Origin of the sequence: Nonomuraea sp. NPDC048892 (assembly GCF_040649735.1) — a bacterium.
GTDB lineage: Bacteria > Actinomycetota > Actinomycetes > Streptosporangiales > Streptosporangiaceae > Nonomuraea > Nonomuraea maheshkhaliensis.
The window spans coordinates 168,384-185,737 of record NZ_JBEZFZ010000007.1; the positions used below are offsets into that span (position 1 = coordinate 168,384).

Below are 17,354 nucleotides of genomic sequence, written 5' to 3' on the forward strand. Positions count from 1 at the left end.
CGTCAGGCGAACAGTTCCTCCAGCCAGTCGATGCCGAAGTAGGCCAGGAAGACCAGCGTGACCACCCACAGCAGCCAGGGGATCTCCGCGAAGCGCCCCTTGACCGCCTTGATCAGCGTGTAGACGATCACGCCCGCGCCCACCCCGTTCGTGATCGAGTACGTGAACGGCATCAGCGAGATGGTCAGGAAGGCCGGCACGGCCAGGTCCAGGTCGTTCCATGGCACGTTCTTGCTCTGCGTCATCATCAGCGCCCCCACCAGCACCAGCGCGGGCGCGGCCGCGGCGGCGGGCACCACCGCCGCCAGCGGCGTGAACAGCAGCGTCAGCCCCAGCAGCGCCCCCGTCACGACGCTGGCCAGGCCGGTACGCGCGCCCTCGCCCACGCCTGCGGCCGACTCCACGAAGACGGTGTTGGCCGAGGAGCTCGTCGCGCCGCCCACCATGCCGGCCACGCCGTCCACGGTCAGGATCCGGCCCAGCCGGGGCACCCGGCCCTCCTGATCCACGAGACCGGCCTCGTCGCTGACGCCGATGATCGTGCCCATGGCGTCGAAGAAGCCCGACAGCACCAGCGTGAACAGCACCACGGTGGCCGTCAGCGCCCCCGCCGTCACGAAGCCGCCGAACAGGTCGAACTGGCCGACCAGCCCGAAGTCCGGCGCCGCGACCAGCGACTCGGGCACGCGCGGGGCCACCACGCCCCAGTCGGCGGGGTCGACGGCGGTCAGCGAGTTCACCAGGATGGCCAGGAGCGCGGTGACGGCGATGCTGATGAGGATGGCGGCGGGGATCCCGCGGACGTACAGGAGGATCATCAGCAGCAGGCCGAAGCAGAACACCGCGACCGGCCAGCCGGTGAGGTGCCCGGTCGCGCCGAGCTGCACCGGCGTGCCCGAGCCCCGCGCCACGAAGCCGGCGTCCACCAGGCCGATCAGCGCGATGAACAGCCCGATGCCGACGCTGATCGCGTGCTTGAGCGCCAGCGGGATCGCGTTCATGATCAGCGTGCGCAGGCCGGTGACCGCGAGCAGGATGATCACGGCGCCTTCGAGCACCACCAGGCCCATGGCCTGCGCCCACGTCATGTGCGGGGCGGCCTGGTAGGCGACGACCGCGTTCAGCCCGAGCCCCGCGGCCAGCCCGAAGGGGGCGTTGCCGACGAAGGCCATGAGCAGCGTGGAGATCGCCGCGGCCAGCGCGGTGGAGGTGGTCAGCTCGCCGATCGAGAGCCGGGCGCCGGTGACGTCCTTGGCGCCGGCCAGGATGATCGGGTTGAGCAGGATGATGTAGGCCATCGCCACGAACGTGGTCACTCCGCCGCGCACCTCACGGCCGACGGCGCTGCCCCGGCCGCTCAGCTCGAAGAGTCGGTCGAGCACCGGCATTCCCCCTCGTGTGATCAGGGGGAATGCCGGGTGGCCTACCCAGGGTGGGCGGCGGTCAAGCCTTCTCGTGGCGGCCGTGGCCCACCAGGGCGACGAACTCCTCCAGCTTGACCGTGCCGTCGCCGTCGCTGTCGGCCGAGCGGATGAACGCCTCGATCTCGCTCTCCGACGCGCCCTGCCCGCCCAGCGCCTCGTTGGCCTGCCTGATCTCGTCGGCGGTCAGCAGCCCGTCGCCGTCGGAGTCGAACCGTCTGAACTCCGCCTCGGCCGCCTCATGCGCGCTTGTCATCGGATGCCCCCTTTGTCGAGCTTTCATGGAACGTACCGCTGTCGAACAAGGCGATATCTTCCGGCCTGATCGGAACACGAGTCAACCGGAGTCCCGTAGCCGCTCTGACGGCGGCGGCGATGGCAGGGGTGGAGGACAGAGTGGGGGGCTCTCCGGCGCCGCGCAGCCCGTACGGGGCCGACGGGTCCGGATTTTCCAGGATTTTCATCGTTATGGGCGGCATGTCGAGGATGGTGGGGATGAGGTAGTCGGTGAACGACGGGTTCAGTACCTGGCCGTCGCGGACCTGGATCTCCTCCATCAGCGCCAGGCCGAGCCCCTGCGCCGAGCCGCCGTGGATCTGACCCTCCAGCGCCTGCGGGTTCAGGATCCGCCCCACGTCTTGAACGGCCGCCAGCTCGACCACCTTCACCAGGCCCAGCTCCACGTCCACGTCCACGACCGCCCGGTGCACGCACAACGCCAGCTGCGTGTGCGAGTCGCCCTGCCCGGTCAGCGGGTCCATCGGGTACGTGGGCCGGTGCCGGTACTCGCGCGTCTCCTCGATCGGCCCGAACCGCGCCAGCGCCTCGGCGGCCGGCAGCCCCTCGAACCGCTTGCGCACGGCCTCGCAGGCCGCCTTGACCGCGCCTCCCGTCACGTACGACTGCCGCGAGGCCGAGGAGGAGCCCGCCGAGCCGACCGAGGTGTCGGCGGCGGCCACGGTCACGTTCTCGACGCCCAGCTCGGTGCGGGCGATCTGGGCCTGCACCGTCACCAGCCCCTGGCCCACCTCGGCCGCCGCCGTGTGCACGGTGACGTGCGGCTCGCCGCCGATCAGCTCGGCCCGCACCCGGGCCGTGGAGTAGTCGTCGAAGCCCTCGGAGAAGCAGATGTTCTTGATCCCCACGCCGTAGCCGACGCCCCTGCGGACGGACTCGCCGTGCGTGGTCTGCGAGACGCCGCCCGGCAGCCCCCGCAGGTCTCGTGTCGGCTCACCGGGCGGCAGCGGCATCGCCTCCAGGTCGCGCAGCATCTCCGCCAGCGGGGCGGGCGCGTCGATCAGCTGGCCGGTGATCAGCCGGGAGCCCTGGGAGACGGCGTTGCGCACCCGGATCTCGATCGGCGACAGGCCGCACGCCTCGGCCAGGCGATCCATCTGCGACTCGTAGGCGTAACACGCCTGCACCGCGCCGAACCCGCGCATCGCGCCGCACGGCGGGTTGTTGGTGTAGACGCCGGTCGCGTCCACGCGCACGTTCGGCACCTCGTACGGACCCACCCCCAGCGAGGCGGCGTTGCCGACGACGGCGGGGGAGGAGGAGCAGTACGCGCCGCCGTCCAGCAGGATGTCCGCCTTGACGTAGACCAGCCGGCCGTCACGGGTGGCGCCGTGCTCGTACCGCATCCGCGCGGGATGGCGGTGCACGTGACCGAAGAACGACTCCTCCCGGCCGTAGACGATCTTGACGGGGCGGTTCAGCCGCAGCGCCAGCATGCACGCGTGCACCTGCATCGACAGGTCCTCGCGGGCCCCGAACGCGCCGCCCACGCCCGACAGCGTCAGGCGCACCTTGTCCTGGGGCAGGCCCAGGCAGGGCGCGAGCTGGTCGCGGTCCACGTGCAGCCACTGGGTGGCGATGTAGAGGTCCACGCCGCCGTCCTCGGCGGGCACGGCCAGGCCGGACTCGGGGCCGAGGAACGCCTGATCCTGCATGCCGACCTCGTACTCGCCGGTGACGACCACCTCGGCCTCGAACGTGTCGCCGCGCCGTACCGGCTGGTGGCGCACGAAGTGCTGGGAGCGCCGGGGGTCGGTGATGGCCTCGCGCGGCTCGTACTCGACCACGATGGCCGCCGCCGCCCTGCGGGCCGTCTCCGGATGGTCGGCCCCCACCAGCGCCACCGGCTCGCCTTGGTAGCGGACCTGGTCGATGGCCAGCACGGGCTGGTCCTTGTGCTCAAGGCCGTAGAACTTCTCGCCCGGCACGTCCTCGTGCGTCAGCACGGCGAACACGCCCGGGATGCGCAGCGCCGGGCCCACGTCGATGGAGCGGATCCACGCCGACGGGTGCGGGCTGCGCAGCGTCGCCCCCCAGACCATGCCGTCCAGCCACAGATCGGAGGCGTACGCGAATTCGCCGGTCACCTTGAGCGTGGCGTCCGGCCGCCGCGCGCTCTCCCCGACGCCGGTGACCGGGGTGCCCGTGTACGTGGTCCCCGTGCTTGTGGTCCCCGTGCTTGTGGTCCCCGTGTCTGTGGTCCCCGTGTCTGAGGTCTGGGTCATCCTCCGAGTAGAGCACCGCCCGGCGGGCAGACCTATGCGCCCGACGTGAAATCGCGGTCATCGCTTGTCATATCGGGCTTGTATATTCCTCCAAGTGCGCATCTCCGACCTGCTGGCCATCGACGACCTGCGCCTGACCCTGCTCACCGGCGACCCCGGCCGCGAGTTCGGCACCGTGCACATCACCGACCTGCCCGAGCCCGGCCGCTACCTCGGCGGCGGTGAGCTGGTGCTGACCGGGCTGATGTGGTGGCACGCCCCGGCCGACTCCGCCCGGTTCGTGGCCGCGCTGACGCGGGCCGGGGTGGCCGCGCTGGGCGCCGGCCGGGCCTGGCTGGGCCACGTGCCCGACGACCTGGTGGCGGCCTGCGCGGAGGCCGGGCTGCCGCTGGTGGACGTGCCGGTCGAGGTCTCCTTCCGTACGCTGGCCGAGCTGGTCGCGCCCCGGCTGGCCGGTGACGTGCGCGACGCGCTGGGCCGCCACCGCCGGCTGGTCGCCGCCCTCGCCGAAGGGGCCGACCTGACCGAGCTGTTCCGGGTGACCGCCGCCGAGCTGGGCGTCACCGGCGCCGTCCTGTCCGCCTCCGGCGAGGTGATCGTGGGCTCGGCCGGCGATCCCGTGGGGCTGGCGAAGGCGTACCTGGCCGCGCCCCGGCTGCCCGCCGTCGCCGGCGAGCACACGATCTTCGCCGTCGGGCGCGGCCACCGCGCCGCCGGCTGGGCGCTGGCCTGCGACGGCGACCTGCTCGGCCGGGCCGACCTGGGCTACGAGCTGGCCGCCTGCGTGGGCCTCGAACGCGGCCGGATCGAGGAGGGCCGCAGGGTCGAGCGCCGCCTGGCCGGTCAGCTCGTCGCCGCCGCGCTGACCGAGGCCGACGTGTCCGAGCTCAACGCCAGGCTGCGCATGTGCGGGATCGACGCGGCGGAGCCGTACGCGGTGGTGGACGTCGCAGCGTCCACCCAGGGGCCCACACAGGGCGCCACCCGCGGCCCCGACCCGGCCACGCTCGGCGGTCAGATCGTTGAGGAGCTGCTCGGCCGCGAGGTCGTGGCCGCCGCCGGAGCCGGTGGGGCGGTCGCCGTCGTGCCGCTGCGCGAGAGCACCGCCGACGGGCTGGCCGCCCGGCTGCGCGCCGGCGTGGCCGTGCTCTCCGCGCTGCCGGGCACCCGCGTGTGCGCCGGCCTCAGCGGCGCGCTCACCGGCGCCGCCGCGCTCAAGGGCGGCGTCGAAGAGGCCGGGCACGCCCGCCGCCTGGCCGAGGCCCGCGACGGCGGCGTGGTGACCAGCGACGAGATCTACACCCACGCGCTGCTGCTGGCCACCGTGCCGGGAGACGTGCGCCGCTCCTTCTCCTCCCGGCTGCTGTCGCCGCTGCTCGACTACGACCGCAGGCACCAGTCCGACCTCGTGCGCACGCTCGGGATCTTCCTCGACCGGGCCGGCTCGTGGAACGCCTGCGCCGAGCTGCTCCACGTGCACGTCAACACCGTGCGGTACCGCATCCGCCGGATCGAGGAGCTGACCGGCAGAGACCTGTCCACGATGGCCGACCGGGTCGACTTCTTCCTCGCGCTCAGGGACACCGTGCCGCCCCGATGACCGCGCCGCCCCGGTGACCGGGCCGCTCAGGTGGTGACCGAGTCTCTGGCCGGTCCCGCGGCCTCGCGCTCCTTGACCGCCCGTTCCAGCCAGTACGCGCTGCCCATGCTCTCGGCCAGCGCGACCGCCTCCGCGCCGCGCCGCATCGCCTCCCGGCCCTGGCCGAGCAGGCGGTGGGCCCGCGCCAGGTAGACCAGGCAGCCCACTTCCGTCATCTTGCTGAACCGGGCGGGCCCCGAGGCGTCGGTGAGCACGGAGAGCGCCGTGGCGAGCTCGCCCAGCTCGATCAGCGCCCTGCCCCTGGCCAGCGCGAACTCCACCAGCCGCAGCCCGTCGCCCGCGCGGCGGGCCATCTCCGCCCCCTCGTCCAGCGCCCCCAGCGCCTCGTCGAACCGGCCCAGCTCGATGCAGACGCGCCCGATCGTCAGCAGCGCGTAGAGCTCCCCGACCCGCGACCCCATGCCGGACGCGATCTCCCGCTGAGCCCGCGCGTGCTCAAGCGCGTCGTCGAACTGCTCCCACTTGACGTGCGTGGAGGCCAGGTTGCCGTGCGCGCGCTGCTCGTTGAACCGGTCACCGAGCTGCCGGGCCAGGCGCAGGTGCTGCTCGCCGTGCTGGAAGACGGAGCGGTCGCCCCTCAGGTACAGGCCCGTCGCGAGGTGGGCGTGCCCCTCCATCGTGATCATCGGGTCGTCGAGGCGGCGCCCCGTCGCAAGCAGCCGTTCGCCGAGCGAGACCAGGTCGGCCACCCGGTAGGCCCGCTGCTGGTACCACCACAGCGCGAAACCGATCGCCGTGCCCGCCCGCGCGATGTCGTCGTCCTGGTCGGCCATCGCCTGGAAGGCGGCGGCGAGCAGGATGGGCTCCTCCTTCCTGAGCCAGTCGTGCGCCTCGTCCGCGCCGCCGAACCTGCGGCCCCGCTCCCTGACCTCCGGATACGCGCAGTGGACCCGGTGCGGCTGGCTGGTGACGGCCGCGGCCCGCGCGGACGCGGCGTAGTAGCCGATGGCCCGCCGCAGCGGCGGCACGCGCTCCCCGGCCTCCATCAGCGCGCCGGCGAACAGCCGCACCAGGTCGTGGATGCGGTAGCGCCCCGGCTCGGTCGCCTCCAGCAGGTGGGCGTCACACAGGCGTTCGAGCGCCCGCTCGACCTGGTACGGCGGCGAACCGGACAGCGCCGTCGCCGCCTCCACGGTGATGTCGGGCACGTGAAGCAGGCCGAGCAGGCCCAGCAGCCGCGCCGCGTCGCCGTCGATCTCGCGGCTGCTGCCGTTGAGCGCGCCCCAGCTGGCCGCCAGGCTCGACCGTACGGCCAGCTCGCCCGCCTCCAGCTCCCGCAGCCGCTGCCGTTCGTCGGTGAGCCGCGCCGTCAGCGCCCCCACGGCCCAGTCGGGGCGGTCGGCCAGCCGCGCGCCGGCGATGCGCAGGGCCAGGGGGAAGCCGTCGCAGAGGCGCGCCAGCCGCGTGGTCTGGCCGAGGTCGGCCGAGACGCGGTCGGCGCCGACGAGCTTGGACAGCATGGCGGTCGCCTCGGCGTCGGACAGCGGGCCCAGCCGCAGTTGAACGCAGTCGTCGCCGGCCACGAGCGACTCCCGGCTCGTCACCAGGACCGCCGTGCCGAGCGGCGCCGAGACGAACGGCCTGACCTGGCCCAGGTCGGCCGCGTTGTCGAGGAGAACGAGGAGCCGCCTGCCCTGCAGCTTGCTCCGCCACAGGGCGGCGGCCTCGTCCTCGTCCACCGGCACGGCGTCGTCGGGCGTGCCGATGCCGCGCAGCAGCCGGCTGAAGATCTCGTGCGAGGACAGCCGGGCCACGTTGGGGGTGCCGCCGCGCAGGTCGACGTACAGCTGCCCCTCGGGGAACCGGTCGCGCACCGCGTGCGCGACGTGGACGGCCAGCGCCGACTTGCCGACGCCCGGCGGGCCGCAGATCACCACGAACGGATGCGGCGGATCCTCGTCCCAGGGGTCGAGCAGCGTCCGCAGCCGGACGATCTCCCGCGAGCGGCCGACGAACGCGAGCAGGTCGCGGGGCAGCTGTCGGGGGATGAGGGGATCGGGCACGGCCGGCCCGCCGGTGCCGGACAGGACGACGCGGTGTGCCTGGCGCAGGCCCGCACCGGGATCGACGCCGAGCTCCTCCGACAGCACGCGCCGGGTCTGCTCGTAGAGCGTGAGCGCCTCGGCCTGGCGCCCGCACCCGTGCAGGGCCAGCATGAGCAGCTCGCGGGGGCGTTCGCGGAGCGGATGGCCGCGGGACAGGTCCTGCAGCTGGGCGAGGCAGTCTCGCGGGCGGCCCAGCCGCAGCAGCGCCTCGGCCCGCGCCTCGACGGCGGTCAGCCGCAGCTCTTCCAGGCGGGCGCGCTCGTCGTCGCAGAAGGGGCCCGGCACGCCGCTCAGCGGCCGGCCGCGCCAGAGGGGGAGGGCCTCGTCGAGCTCGCGCACCGCCGCTTCGAGGTCGCCGGCCCTGCTCGCCCGCGCCGCCGCGGCCACCCGCCCGGCGAAGACGTGGGTGTCGACCTGCTCGGGATCGAGGTTGAGCCGGTAGCCGCCAGCGGTGCGGGCCAGCACCCCGGGGGGCTCGCGCCGACCCCGGCCGGGCTCGAAGGCCCGGCGTAACCCGGCGATGTAGGTGTAGACGCTCTGCGCGGCGCTGGGCGGGGGAGAGTCTCCCCACACGCCCTCGATCAGCTGGGCCAGGGTGACCACCCGGCCGGCCCGGACCGCCAGCATCGCCATGATCGCCTGCTGCAGCGGAGGGCCCGCATCGATGCCCGCGCCGTCGAGGGCGCCGGTCACCGGTCCCAGCAGACCTATGGTCAGACCGGCCGCCCTCGGACTCCCGTGATCGACTGTCGGATCCACGTAGGGAGCTTAGACGCTCGTGGAGGCGGCAAGGGCCCCGTGACGCATGTAGAAGAAATGTAGATGCGGTCGATACCTTGTCATTCGACCGTGCTGGGTGTGTATTAGGTCACAGGGGCCCTGTCTGACCGGCCGCTCAGTATGGGCTGCGTGGACGGCAGGTGGCGGGACCAGCGGGTCCTTTCACCGGCCGAGCCATCGCGTGAGACGGACACGAAGTGCGGTACGTGTCCGGGGTGTCGCCTTGTCCTTTCCCGGCATCGGCCGGTTCAGCAGCAACCGATGTCGGTGGCCGCGCTGGAGAGGGAAGACGTCGCGGCACCTGCGGCCGTAACATTACCTCCAAGGGCTACCGCGGCGCCGATCGCGACAGCCAGGATTGACAGGGCAATGCGCATGCGCATGGGGGTTTCTCCCTCGCCTATGTGAGTTGCTCGGACTTATCTTCTCAGGGAGCGGCTGCTGTGACCACATCTGACCTAGTCGGACTCCGTATCAAGACGGTTCGGCGGCAACGCGGCTTGTCACAGGCGCAGCTGGCCCATCCCGAGTTGTCCGACAGTTACGTCTCACTGATCGAGAGCGGTAAGCGTACTCCCACCCCTGCGGTTTTGGAGCTGCTCGCCAACAAGCTGGACTGCTCGCTGTCCTATCTGATCAACGGCGTCACCGCCGAACAGATGGAGGACATCGAGCTCGCCCTCGGCTATGCGCGGCTCGCGCTCGAGAACGGCGAGGTCGCCGAGGCCCGCACGCGTTTCGCGGAGCTCCTGGGAAACAGTAACTTGGCAGGTCTGACCGCGCTGCGTCAAGACGCCGAATTCGGGCTGGCCCTGGCCACGGAGGCCGGGGGAGACCTTGACCAGGCGATCTCCATCATGCTCAAGCTGCGCGAGGAGGAGCTTTCCCCCGAGCGCGCCATCGAGGTGGCCGTGGCGCTGTGCCGCGCCTACCGCGAGAGCGAGCGGCTCAGCGAGGCCGTCGAGGTCGGCGAGCAGCTGCTCAGCGGCAACGCCCGCCAGCCTTGGAACGATCTGCTCGTCGAGCTGGCCGCCACGCTGCTGATGGCCTACTACGAGCGCGGCGACATGCTGCGCGCCAGGCAGTTCGCGGCCGAGCTGCTCAACGCGGCCGACACCCTGGGCACGCCGCGCTCCATCGTGGCGGCCAACTGGAACGCCTCCCTCGTCGCCCGCGCCACCGGCCACAACGACGAGGCCGTGACCTTCATCGAGCGGGCCCTGGCCGTCCAGCTCGAACACGGCCAGCCGCGCAACACCGCCAGGATGCGGGTCCAGTCCGCGCGCACCCGGCTGCGCACCGGCGCTCAGGACCCGATGAGCGTGCGCAACGTGCTGCGCGCGGCCATCACCGAGTTCGAGCAGACCTCCACCAGCACGATCGACCAGGCCGTCCTCTTCCTGGAGCTGGCCTGCGCCGAATACATGACCCACGACCTCGACAGCGCCGCCGAGCACGCCGTGGCCAGCAGAAACCTGCTCCCCGAATACGGCCACGTCATGGGCGCCGAGGCCAACCTGCTGCTCGGCCGCATCTACGGCGAGGTCGGCCGGATGGAGGAGGGGCGCAGGCACGCCGCCGCCGTCGAGGGCTGGCTCTCGCCGCTGCCCGACTCCCGCCGCTCGGCCTCCCACTGGTACGCCACGGCCGAGACGATGGAGCAGCTCGGCGACGCCGACGGCGCGGTCGACGCCTACCAGCGCGCGCTCGCCTGCGCGGGATTGTAGAGCGGAGTCCGGACCGGGCAGTGGCGTCGGTAGCCTTGGGGGTGTCATGAAGAGAACCCCGATCGCGGCCCTCACCGCGATGCTCGCCGCCGCCCTGCTCGTGTTCGGCGCCGCGGCCCCCGCGCTGGCGCACGACGTCCTCAAGAGCAGCTCCCCGGCCAAGGGCGCCAAGGTCACCTTGCTCGACGAGGTCAGGCTCGAGTTCAGCGCCAAGATGCGGATGCCGTTCGTCATCGTGCGCGGCGCCGGAGACGCTCAATACCAGAGCGGCAAGCCCGAGATCGACGGCGCCGAGGTGACGCAGGCGGTCGACGGGCCGCTGCCCGACGGGAAATACACGATCGCCTACCGGGTCGTGTCGTCCGACGGGCACCCGATCGAGGGCGAGATCCCGTTCCGGGTGGAGGGCGCGACGCCGTCCCCCAGCCCCTCGGCCTCTGCCGAAGCCACCGCCACCGGCGCCGCGCCCGCTGAGACGCCCACTGGGACGCCCGCTGAGACGGGCAGCGCCGCGCCGTCGGCGGAGCAGAGCGCGAGCCCGCCGTCACCCGCCGCGAGCGCGCCCGAGAGCCAGGCCGTCGCCGACCGCGCCTCGGCCGGGCAGGACGCCTCCTTCCCCGTCTGGCTGATCGTCGTCATCGGCGCCCTCGTCGGCATCGGCATCGGCTTCCTGCTCAGCGCGCGGAAAAAGCAGCCATGAGCAGGGCCGTGCGCCTCACTCTCGCGGCCTCAGCGGCCGCGATCGCCGCCCTGGTCATCGGCATGATCGCCGGAGGCAGGGCGTTCCCCAGGATCATCCCCGGCCTGCCCGACTCCGGCGCGGTCGTGCGGTGGGGCCTGCCGGTGTCGAAGCTGCTGATGGACTCCGCCGGCGTGGTCACCGTCGGCCTGCTCCTGATGGCCGCCCTGCTGCTGCCCAACGACAAGGGCGTGCTCGGCAAAAGCGCCCTCGACTACGTCAAGGCCGCCTCGTGGGCGGCGCTGGTGTGGGCCGGATCGGCCTTCCTCGCCATCGTCTTCGGCGTCGCCGAGTCCATCGGCAGGACCGTGCCCCAGATCCTCGAACGCACCATCCTGACCAGCTACGCCACCCAGACCACGCAGGGCGTCGCGCTGACGCTCGTGGTGCTGTTCGGGGTGGCCATCGCGCTGTTCTCGCGCGGCGCCATCACGGCCGGCGCCGCCGCCGGGCTGCTGGTGTTCGCGCTCGTCACGCTGCTGCCCGCGCCGCTCACCGGACACACCTCCTCCTCGCCCAACCACGACCTGGCCACCTCCTCGGTCTCGCTGCACCTGCTCTCGCTCGCCCTGTGGGTGGGCGGGCTCGGCGTGCTGGCCCTGCACGCGCTGCGCAAGCAGCCCCAGCTCGACGTGGTCGCCACCCGGTTCTCCCGGATGGCGCTGTGGTGCTACGCCGGAGTGGGGCTGTCCGGGCTGTTCGCGCTCGTCGCGCGGCTGGGCGCGCTCTCCGACCTGTGGGTCTCCGAGTACGGCCTGCTCGCGCTGGCCAAGATCGTGGCCTTCGTGCTGCTCGGCTACGTCGGCTACTGGCACCGCCAGCGCACGCTGACCGACCTGCGGGCCGGCAAGCCGCGGGCGTTCACCCGGCTGGCCGGCGGCGAGACGCTGCTCATGTTCGCCACCGTCGGCGTGGCCGTGGCGCTGTCGCGCACGCCGCCGCCCGAATACGCCGTCCCCGCCGACCGGGCCTTCGAACTGCTCGGCTTCCCGCTCCCGCCGCCGCTCACGCTGTCCGGCATCTTCACGATGTGGTGGTTCGACCTGTTCTTCGCCGTCGTGGCGGCCGCTCTGGCCGGCCTCTACGCGGTCGGCGTGATCCGGCTGCTGCGGCGCGGCGACCGCTGGTCGTGGGGACGCACCGCGGCCTGGTACATCGGCGTGGCCCTGCTGGTCTTCTCCACCCAGAGCGGCCTGGCCCGCTACGCCAAGGTCATGTTCGACATCCACATGATCGAGCACATGACGCTGTCCATGGTGGTGCCGATCTTCCTCGTCCTCGGCGGGCCCATCACGCTGGCCCTGCGCGCGCTCAAGCCCGCGGCCAGGAGAGGCGACCGAGGGCCGCGCGAGTGGATCACCACGATCCTGCACAGCCGCTTCACCAAGGTCGTCACTCACCCCCTCGTCGCCACCGCCATCTTCATCACCTCCACCTACGCGCTCTACTTCACGCCGCTGTTCGAGTCGGCGATGAACGAGCACCTCGGCCACATCTGGATGACCCTGCACTTCCTGATCAGCGGCAGCCTGTTCTTCTGGGTGATCATCGGGGTCGATCCTGGGCCGCACCGGCTCCCGTACGTGTGGCGGCTGCTCATGCTCTTCGTGACCATGCCGTTTCACGCCTTCTTCGGGATCGCGCTCATGATGATGGGCTCCGTGATCGCCTCAGGCTGGTACGAACAGCTCGGCCGCACCTGGGGCGACACCCTGCTGCAGACCCAGCGCGACGGCGGCGCCATCGCCTGGGGGTTCGGCGAGATCCCGACGCTGCTCGTCCTGCTCGCCATCGCCGTCCAGTGGTACAAGGACGACGACAGGCAGGCCCGCCGGGCCGACCGCCGGGCCGACCGGACCGGCGCAGGAGACCCGGAACTCGACTCCTACAACGACTATCTCGCCCGTCTCAACCGCGCTGACAAGGGCGAGTAGCGGTTCGGTCATGGCCTTCTACCTTCCGACTACAAGTCTCTGGACCGACAGGTAGCCTTTCTTACAGGGGAGACGGGCATAACCCCACTGACTAGCGTGCGCAGGCCTTGAGGGGGGCGCGCAGCGCCGGTCGGGGAGCGCTGGAGTGGGGACCGGCGCTGGGCCCGGGTGCCAAGGAAGGCGAAACCATTGTCGGAAGAGACACGGATGCGCGGGGGGCAGAGCCTGGCCGAGGCGCTCGAAAGCTACCTGGCCGAATGGTCGGAACGGACGGGCATCGCGGTCGAGACCTGGGCACTGCCCTCGACCGACGTGCCCTCCCGCGTCTCGAGCGGCGTCATGGCCACCATGCGCGAGGCCCTGTCCAACGTGGAGCTGCACAGCAGGGCCAGGACCGTGTCCATCGCCGTGACGGCCGGCAAGAGCGGGCTGCGCATGACGATCAGTGACAACGGCCAGGGCTTCCCGCTGAGCGGGAACGGGCGGGGGATCGCCAGGATGCGGGCGGCCTTCGCGGAGATCGGCGGCACCCTGTCGGTGAACAGCGTGCTGGGCGAGGGCACGACGGTGACGGGGGTGGTCCCCCGCCACCGCTGACGCGTTCGCCCGCCGGCTCGCTCCGGCCCGGGGCGCCTGCTTCCGGGGCCTCAGGGCCCGAGGTCCGGGGCCTCGGGCCGGTGGGCTCAGGCCGGTGGGCTCGGGCTGGTGGGCTCGGGCGGCCGGGTCAGGGGAGGGTGAGGATCTCGCTGCCCGTGTCCGTGACGACGATCGTGTGCTCGAACTGGGCCGTGCGCTTGCGGTCCTTCGTCACGGCCGTCCACTTGTCCGGCCAGATCTCGTATTCGATCGTGCCGAGCGTCAGCATCGGCTCGATGGTGAACGTCATCCCGGGCACCAGCTCCACCCGCAGCGACGGATCGTCGTAGTGGGGCACCATGAGGCCGGAGTGGAAGCTGGTGCCGATGCCGTGGCCGGTGAAGTCGCGCACCACGCCGTAGCCGAACCGCTTGGCGTACGCCTCGATGACCCGGCCGACCACGTTGAGCTGGCGGCCGGGCGCGACCGCCTTGATGGCCCGCATCGTCGCCTCACGCGTGCGCTCCACCAGCAGCCGCGACTCCTCGTCCACCTCGCCCACCAGGTAGGTCGCGTCGGTGTCGCCGTGGACGCCGCCGATGTAGGCGGTGATGTCGACGTTGACGATGTCGCCGTCGCGCAGCACGGTGTCGTCGGGGATGCCGTGGCAGATGACCTCGTTGATGGAGGTGCACAGCGACTTCGGGTAGCCCTTGTAGCCGAGCGTGCTCGGGTAGGCGTTGTGGTCGAGCAGGAACTCGTGGCCGATCCGGTCGAGCTCGTCGGTCGTGACGCCGGGCCGGACGTGTCTGCCGACCTCTTCGAGAGCCTGGGCGGCGATCCGGCCGGCCACCCTCATCCGCTCGATGGTCTCGGGGCTCTTCACGTCGGACTCGCCGGTCTTGGGGCGCTTCTTGCCGACGTACTCCGGCCGCTCGATGTGCGCGGGGACCTTTCGCAGGGGCGAGACTCGCCCTGGCTGGAGCAGTGTCGTCATGAAACCTGAGTCTACGGGGCAGAATTGACCTTGTGAGCGAAGGCCAGTGGTGGTTCTGTCTCAAGCACATGCGGGTCGAGCCCGACGAGGGCTGCCCCAACAAGGACCGGATGGGTCCCTACGCCTCGGAGCAGGAGGCGGCGGGAGCACTCCAGCGCGCCGCCGACCGCAACAAGGCGTGGGACGAAGCCGACCAGGACGATGACTGACGGCACGCCGGGGCCAGAAACTACAAGGGGAGGATCGCGTATGCCCTGACCGGGAACGTGCCCATGCCGGTGATCATCGGTGGCGCGGCGTGAAAGCGGAAGCCCTCGGTGGGCAGCGCTGCCAGGCCGGTCATGTGTTCCACCAGGGGGATCCCCGCCGCCAGCAGGATCGAGTGCGCGGGGCGTTCACCGTGCGCCGGGGTGTCGTCGATGTTCAGGGAGTCGATCCCGACCAGGGCCGCGCCCTGCTCGGCCAGCCATGCCGCCGACTCGGGGGCGAGGTAGGGGTGGCCGTGCAGGTAGGCGTCGGTGCCGAAGTGCCGGTCCCAGCCGGTGTGGATGAGCACGGCCCGGCCCCGTACGTCCAGCTCCTCGCTGACCCGCACCGCGCGGCCGGCGTCGCTGACGGCGGGCTCCTCGCCGGCGTCCGTCGTGCGCCCGGTGCCGCGCACGTCCGGCTCCGTGCCGGTGTGCCCCGCATGGCCGGACGTGCGGCCGGGCGCGCGGACGACCAGGCCGGGGAGGTCGGCCAGTTTGGTGAGCGGCACCTGTGACAGGTCGGGGCCGTCGGCGTAGCGGTGGAAGGGGGTGTCGAGGTAGGTGCCGGTGTTGGCGGCCAGCGTGATGGTGCCGATGTGGAACTCCGTGCCCGGCGCGTACACCTTCCGCGAGTCCTCCCTGCTCAGGTGCACACCCAGGCGCGGGGCCGGAATGCCGGGATAGGTGCGCATGCCGTCGGTGATGCGGTGGCTGAGCTCGACGATCATTTGCGCACCGTCCCGATCCGGGCCAGCTTGACCAGGGCCACGACGCCGATGGCGGCCCACACGAGGTTGAGCCCGGCCGACGGCCAGGCGGCGTTGTAGGCGCTGTTGATCATCAGCCCGAGCGAGCCGGCGAGGTTGATGAGCTGGTACGCGGTCCCGTCGCCCGACAGGCGGGAGGACGAGACGAGCGCGTAGCCGGCCAGCAGCAGGGCGGCGCCGAGCCAGCCGACGACGGCGAGCAGGAGATCCATGGCGTCATTGTCGGGATCGCGGGCCCTGTAGCACAAATGAAGGCTCCTTCACTGCGCGCGTAAGCTGACCTGCATGGACATCGACCCCCGGCGGCTGCGCGTCTTACGCGAGGTCGCGCGGCGCGGCGGCGTGATGCGGGCCGCCGAGGCGCTCTACCTGACGCCCTCCGCCGTCTCCCAGCAGCTCGCCCAGCTGGAGCGCGAGGTCGGGCTCGCGCTCATCGACCGCTCCCAGCGCAGCGTGTCGCTCACCCCGGCGGGGCGGGTGCTGGCCGGCTACGCCGAACGGGTCGAGGAGGAGCTGGACGAGGCCAAGCGGGAGCTCACCCGCTTCACCGAGCGCCTGGCCGGGCCGGTGCGCATCGCCGCCTTCCCCACGGTGATCAAGCACGTGCTGGTGCCCGCCATGCGTGAGCTGGCCGTACGCCATCCGAAGATCTCGCTCATCATCCACGAGATCTACGGGCAGCCGGCGCTGCAGGAGCTGCGGCTCGGGGCGGTCGACCTGCTCATCACCGAGCAGGACATGAGCCTGCCCGCCCTGTCGCAGCCGTCGCTGAGCACGCGGCTGCTGTACGTGGACGAATACCGCATCGTGGTCCCGCCGGACTGGACGGAGCCGCCGGCCACCGTCGCCGACCTCATCCGGCTGCCCTGGGTGGCGGGCGAGCCGAACCAGGCGTGCGGGCAGGCGCTGGAGCGGCTGGCCGGGCTGCACGGGTTCGAGCCGCGCAAGGTGCACGTGATCACCGAGTTCGGGCCGACGCTGGCGCTGGTGGCGGCCGGGCACGGGGTGGCGATCGTGCCCACGCTGGCGCTGCTCGACGTGCCGGAGGGAGAGGTGCGGGTGAGCGAGGTGCGCGACGTGGGGGCCCGCCGGCTGGACGCCGTCACCCGCGTGAGCCGTACGCGGTCGGGGGAGCCCGACCCGGTGCAGGCCGTGGTGATCGGCGCGATCGAGGAAGCCACCGCGGACCTGGCCGCGTCGCTGCGGGGGCGACTGGGAGAGCAGACGGCCGAGCCCGGCGAAGCGGGTTAGTCGGTCAGGCGGGGGCCGCTGACCTTGTCCAGGAGGCTCGCCAGGCGGGCGCGCAGGCCGGGGCGCCGTTCGAGCTCGCCGGCCGCCGCGCTGACCAGGTGCTGCGCCCCGTCGAACGTCACCGGCCCGTCGCGCGGCACCGTGATCGCGTCGTGCGCCAGCCCGGTCAGCTCGGGGTCGCCGCCCTCGATCGCCAGGACGGTGGCCCCGACGCGCCGCGCGTCGTCCACCCGTTCGAGCAGCGGGACCGGCGCCTGCCGTTCGGACAGCACGAACAACGTCTCCCCGCGAGTTGCCTGCTCCAGCCGGTCGAGGCCGACGCGCAGGTGCGGGGGAGCGTCCACCGGCGGCGACCAGCGCACCAGAGTGGGGGCGAGCTGCGGCAGACCGGACAGGCGGGCCTCGTCGGCGAGGTGGGCGGTCACATGCCAGGGCTCCTCGTCGGGGGTGCCCACCACCAGCAGCCCACCCGGCGAACGCGTGGCACGAAGCGCCACGCCCAGCTCGCGGGCGCGGTCGAGCCAGCCGGTCTCGGAGAGCAGTTCGCGCAGGAGTGCCACCGATCCTGAGTCCATCACCCCATGGTGCCTGACGGGCGGGGACGTGGTGACCGATTCAGTGCCGATGCGCGGGCACGAGGTGTGCTCCGCCGGGCGTCGCCGCCGCAAAAAGGGCCCACCCGGATCG

General features: G+C 72.2%; 15 protein-coding genes. 7 read left to right on the forward strand and 8 right to left on the reverse strand.

Going from position 1 to position 17,354, the window contains the following annotated elements:
* Window positions 1-2: 2 nt before the first annotated feature.
* From AB0C28_RS24810 to AB0C28_RS24820, 3 genes are read right to left on the reverse strand one after another with little or no spacing between them, the layout of a single operon-like run.
* Window positions 3-1,388 carry an NCS2 family permease gene (locus tag AB0C28_RS24810; protein ID WP_357851593.1) on the reverse strand — a complete coding sequence of 462 codons (1,386 nt, stop codon included), beginning with the start codon at window positions 1,386-1,388 and terminating at the stop codon, window positions 3-5.
* Window positions 1,389-1,443: 55 nt separating this feature from the next.
* Complete coding sequence (locus tag AB0C28_RS24815) at window positions 1,444-1,677, reverse strand: EF-hand domain-containing protein (RefSeq protein ID WP_357851596.1); 234 nt, start codon at window positions 1,675-1,677, stop codon at window positions 1,444-1,446.
* Window positions 1,661-3,943, reverse strand: coding sequence for a molybdopterin cofactor-binding domain-containing protein (locus tag AB0C28_RS24820; RefSeq protein WP_358077752.1), 2,283 nt, complete (start codon window positions 3,941-3,943; stop codon window positions 1,661-1,663). The genes AB0C28_RS24815 and AB0C28_RS24820 overlap by 17 nt, the downstream gene beginning before the upstream one ends.
* Window positions 3,944-4,037: 94 nt before the next feature.
* Between AB0C28_RS24820 and AB0C28_RS24825 the strand changes: the two genes are divergently transcribed.
* Complete coding sequence (locus tag AB0C28_RS24825) at window positions 4,038-5,543, forward strand: helix-turn-helix domain-containing protein (protein WP_358077755.1); 1,506 nt, start codon at window positions 4,038-4,040, stop codon at window positions 5,541-5,543.
* 26 nt (window positions 5,544-5,569) lie between these two features.
* Here the strand turns inward: AB0C28_RS24825 and AB0C28_RS24830 are convergent, their stop codons facing one another.
* Entirely contained in the window at window positions 5,570-8,341 is a 2,772-nt protein-coding gene (locus AB0C28_RS24830) for a BTAD domain-containing putative transcriptional regulator (RefSeq protein ID WP_358077758.1), read from the reverse strand.
* Window positions 8,342-8,871: 530 nt separating this feature from the next.
* On the opposite strand from AB0C28_RS24830, the gene AB0C28_RS24835 reads away from it, so the two are divergent.
* The 4 genes from AB0C28_RS24835 (at window position 8,872) to AB0C28_RS24850 (ending at window position 13,425) form a co-directional block, all read left to right on the forward strand.
* A complete protein-coding gene (locus tag AB0C28_RS24835; RefSeq protein WP_358077761.1) occupies window positions 8,872-10,155 on the forward strand; it encodes a helix-turn-helix transcriptional regulator in 1,284 nt (427 codons plus the stop codon).
* A 46-nt stretch (window positions 10,156-10,201) separates the two neighbouring features.
* Entirely contained in the window at window positions 10,202-10,855 is a 654-nt protein-coding gene (locus AB0C28_RS24840) for a copper resistance CopC family protein (RefSeq protein ID WP_358077764.1), read from the forward strand.
* Complete coding sequence (locus AB0C28_RS24845; protein ID WP_358077767.1) at window positions 10,852-12,828, forward strand: cytochrome c oxidase assembly protein; 1,977 nt, start codon at window positions 10,852-10,854, stop codon at window positions 12,826-12,828. The genes AB0C28_RS24840 and AB0C28_RS24845 overlap by 4 nt, the downstream gene beginning before the upstream one ends.
* Window positions 12,829-13,035: 207 nt before the next feature.
* The gene (locus AB0C28_RS24850; RefSeq protein WP_357851615.1) at window positions 13,036-13,425 is read left to right on the forward strand and encodes an ATP-binding protein; all 390 of its coding nucleotides are present in this window, start codon (window positions 13,036-13,038) and stop codon (window positions 13,423-13,425) included.
* Window positions 13,426-13,552: 127 nt separating this feature from the next.
* Here AB0C28_RS24850 and map read toward each other — a convergent pair whose 3' ends face one another.
* On the reverse strand, window positions 13,553-14,401 hold the full coding sequence (gene map / locus AB0C28_RS24855) for a type I methionyl aminopeptidase (RefSeq protein ID WP_346109735.1): 849 nt from the start codon (window positions 14,399-14,401) through the stop codon (window positions 13,553-13,555).
* A 32-nt stretch (window positions 14,402-14,433) separates the two neighbouring features.
* On the opposite strand from map, the gene AB0C28_RS24860 reads away from it, so the two are divergent.
* Window positions 14,434-14,610 carry a hypothetical protein gene (locus AB0C28_RS24860; protein WP_326626525.1) on the forward strand — a complete coding sequence of 59 codons (177 nt, stop codon included), beginning with the start codon at window positions 14,434-14,436 and terminating at the stop codon, window positions 14,608-14,610.
* A 20-nt stretch (window positions 14,611-14,630) separates the two neighbouring features.
* Here AB0C28_RS24860 and AB0C28_RS24865 read toward each other — a convergent pair whose 3' ends face one another.
* On the reverse strand, window positions 14,631-15,377 hold the full coding sequence (locus AB0C28_RS24865; protein ID WP_358077770.1) for a cyclase family protein: 747 nt from the start codon (window positions 15,375-15,377) through the stop codon (window positions 14,631-14,633).
* Entirely contained in the window at window positions 15,374-15,628 is a 255-nt protein-coding gene (locus AB0C28_RS24870) for a hypothetical protein (RefSeq protein ID WP_357851622.1), read from the reverse strand. Before AB0C28_RS24870 ends, AB0C28_RS24865 begins: the two co-directional genes overlap by 4 nt.
* A 73-nt stretch (window positions 15,629-15,701) precedes the next feature.
* On the opposite strand from AB0C28_RS24870, the gene AB0C28_RS24875 reads away from it, so the two are divergent.
* On the forward strand, window positions 15,702-16,667 hold the full coding sequence (locus tag AB0C28_RS24875; protein ID WP_358077773.1) for a LysR family transcriptional regulator: 966 nt from the start codon (window positions 15,702-15,704) through the stop codon (window positions 16,665-16,667).
* Here AB0C28_RS24875 and AB0C28_RS24880 read toward each other — a convergent pair.
* Complete coding sequence (locus tag AB0C28_RS24880) at window positions 16,664-17,242, reverse strand: hypothetical protein (protein WP_357851628.1); 579 nt, start codon at window positions 17,240-17,242, stop codon at window positions 16,664-16,666. The genes AB0C28_RS24875 and AB0C28_RS24880 overlap by 4 nt on opposite strands.
* Window positions 17,243-17,354 lie beyond the last annotated feature (112 nt).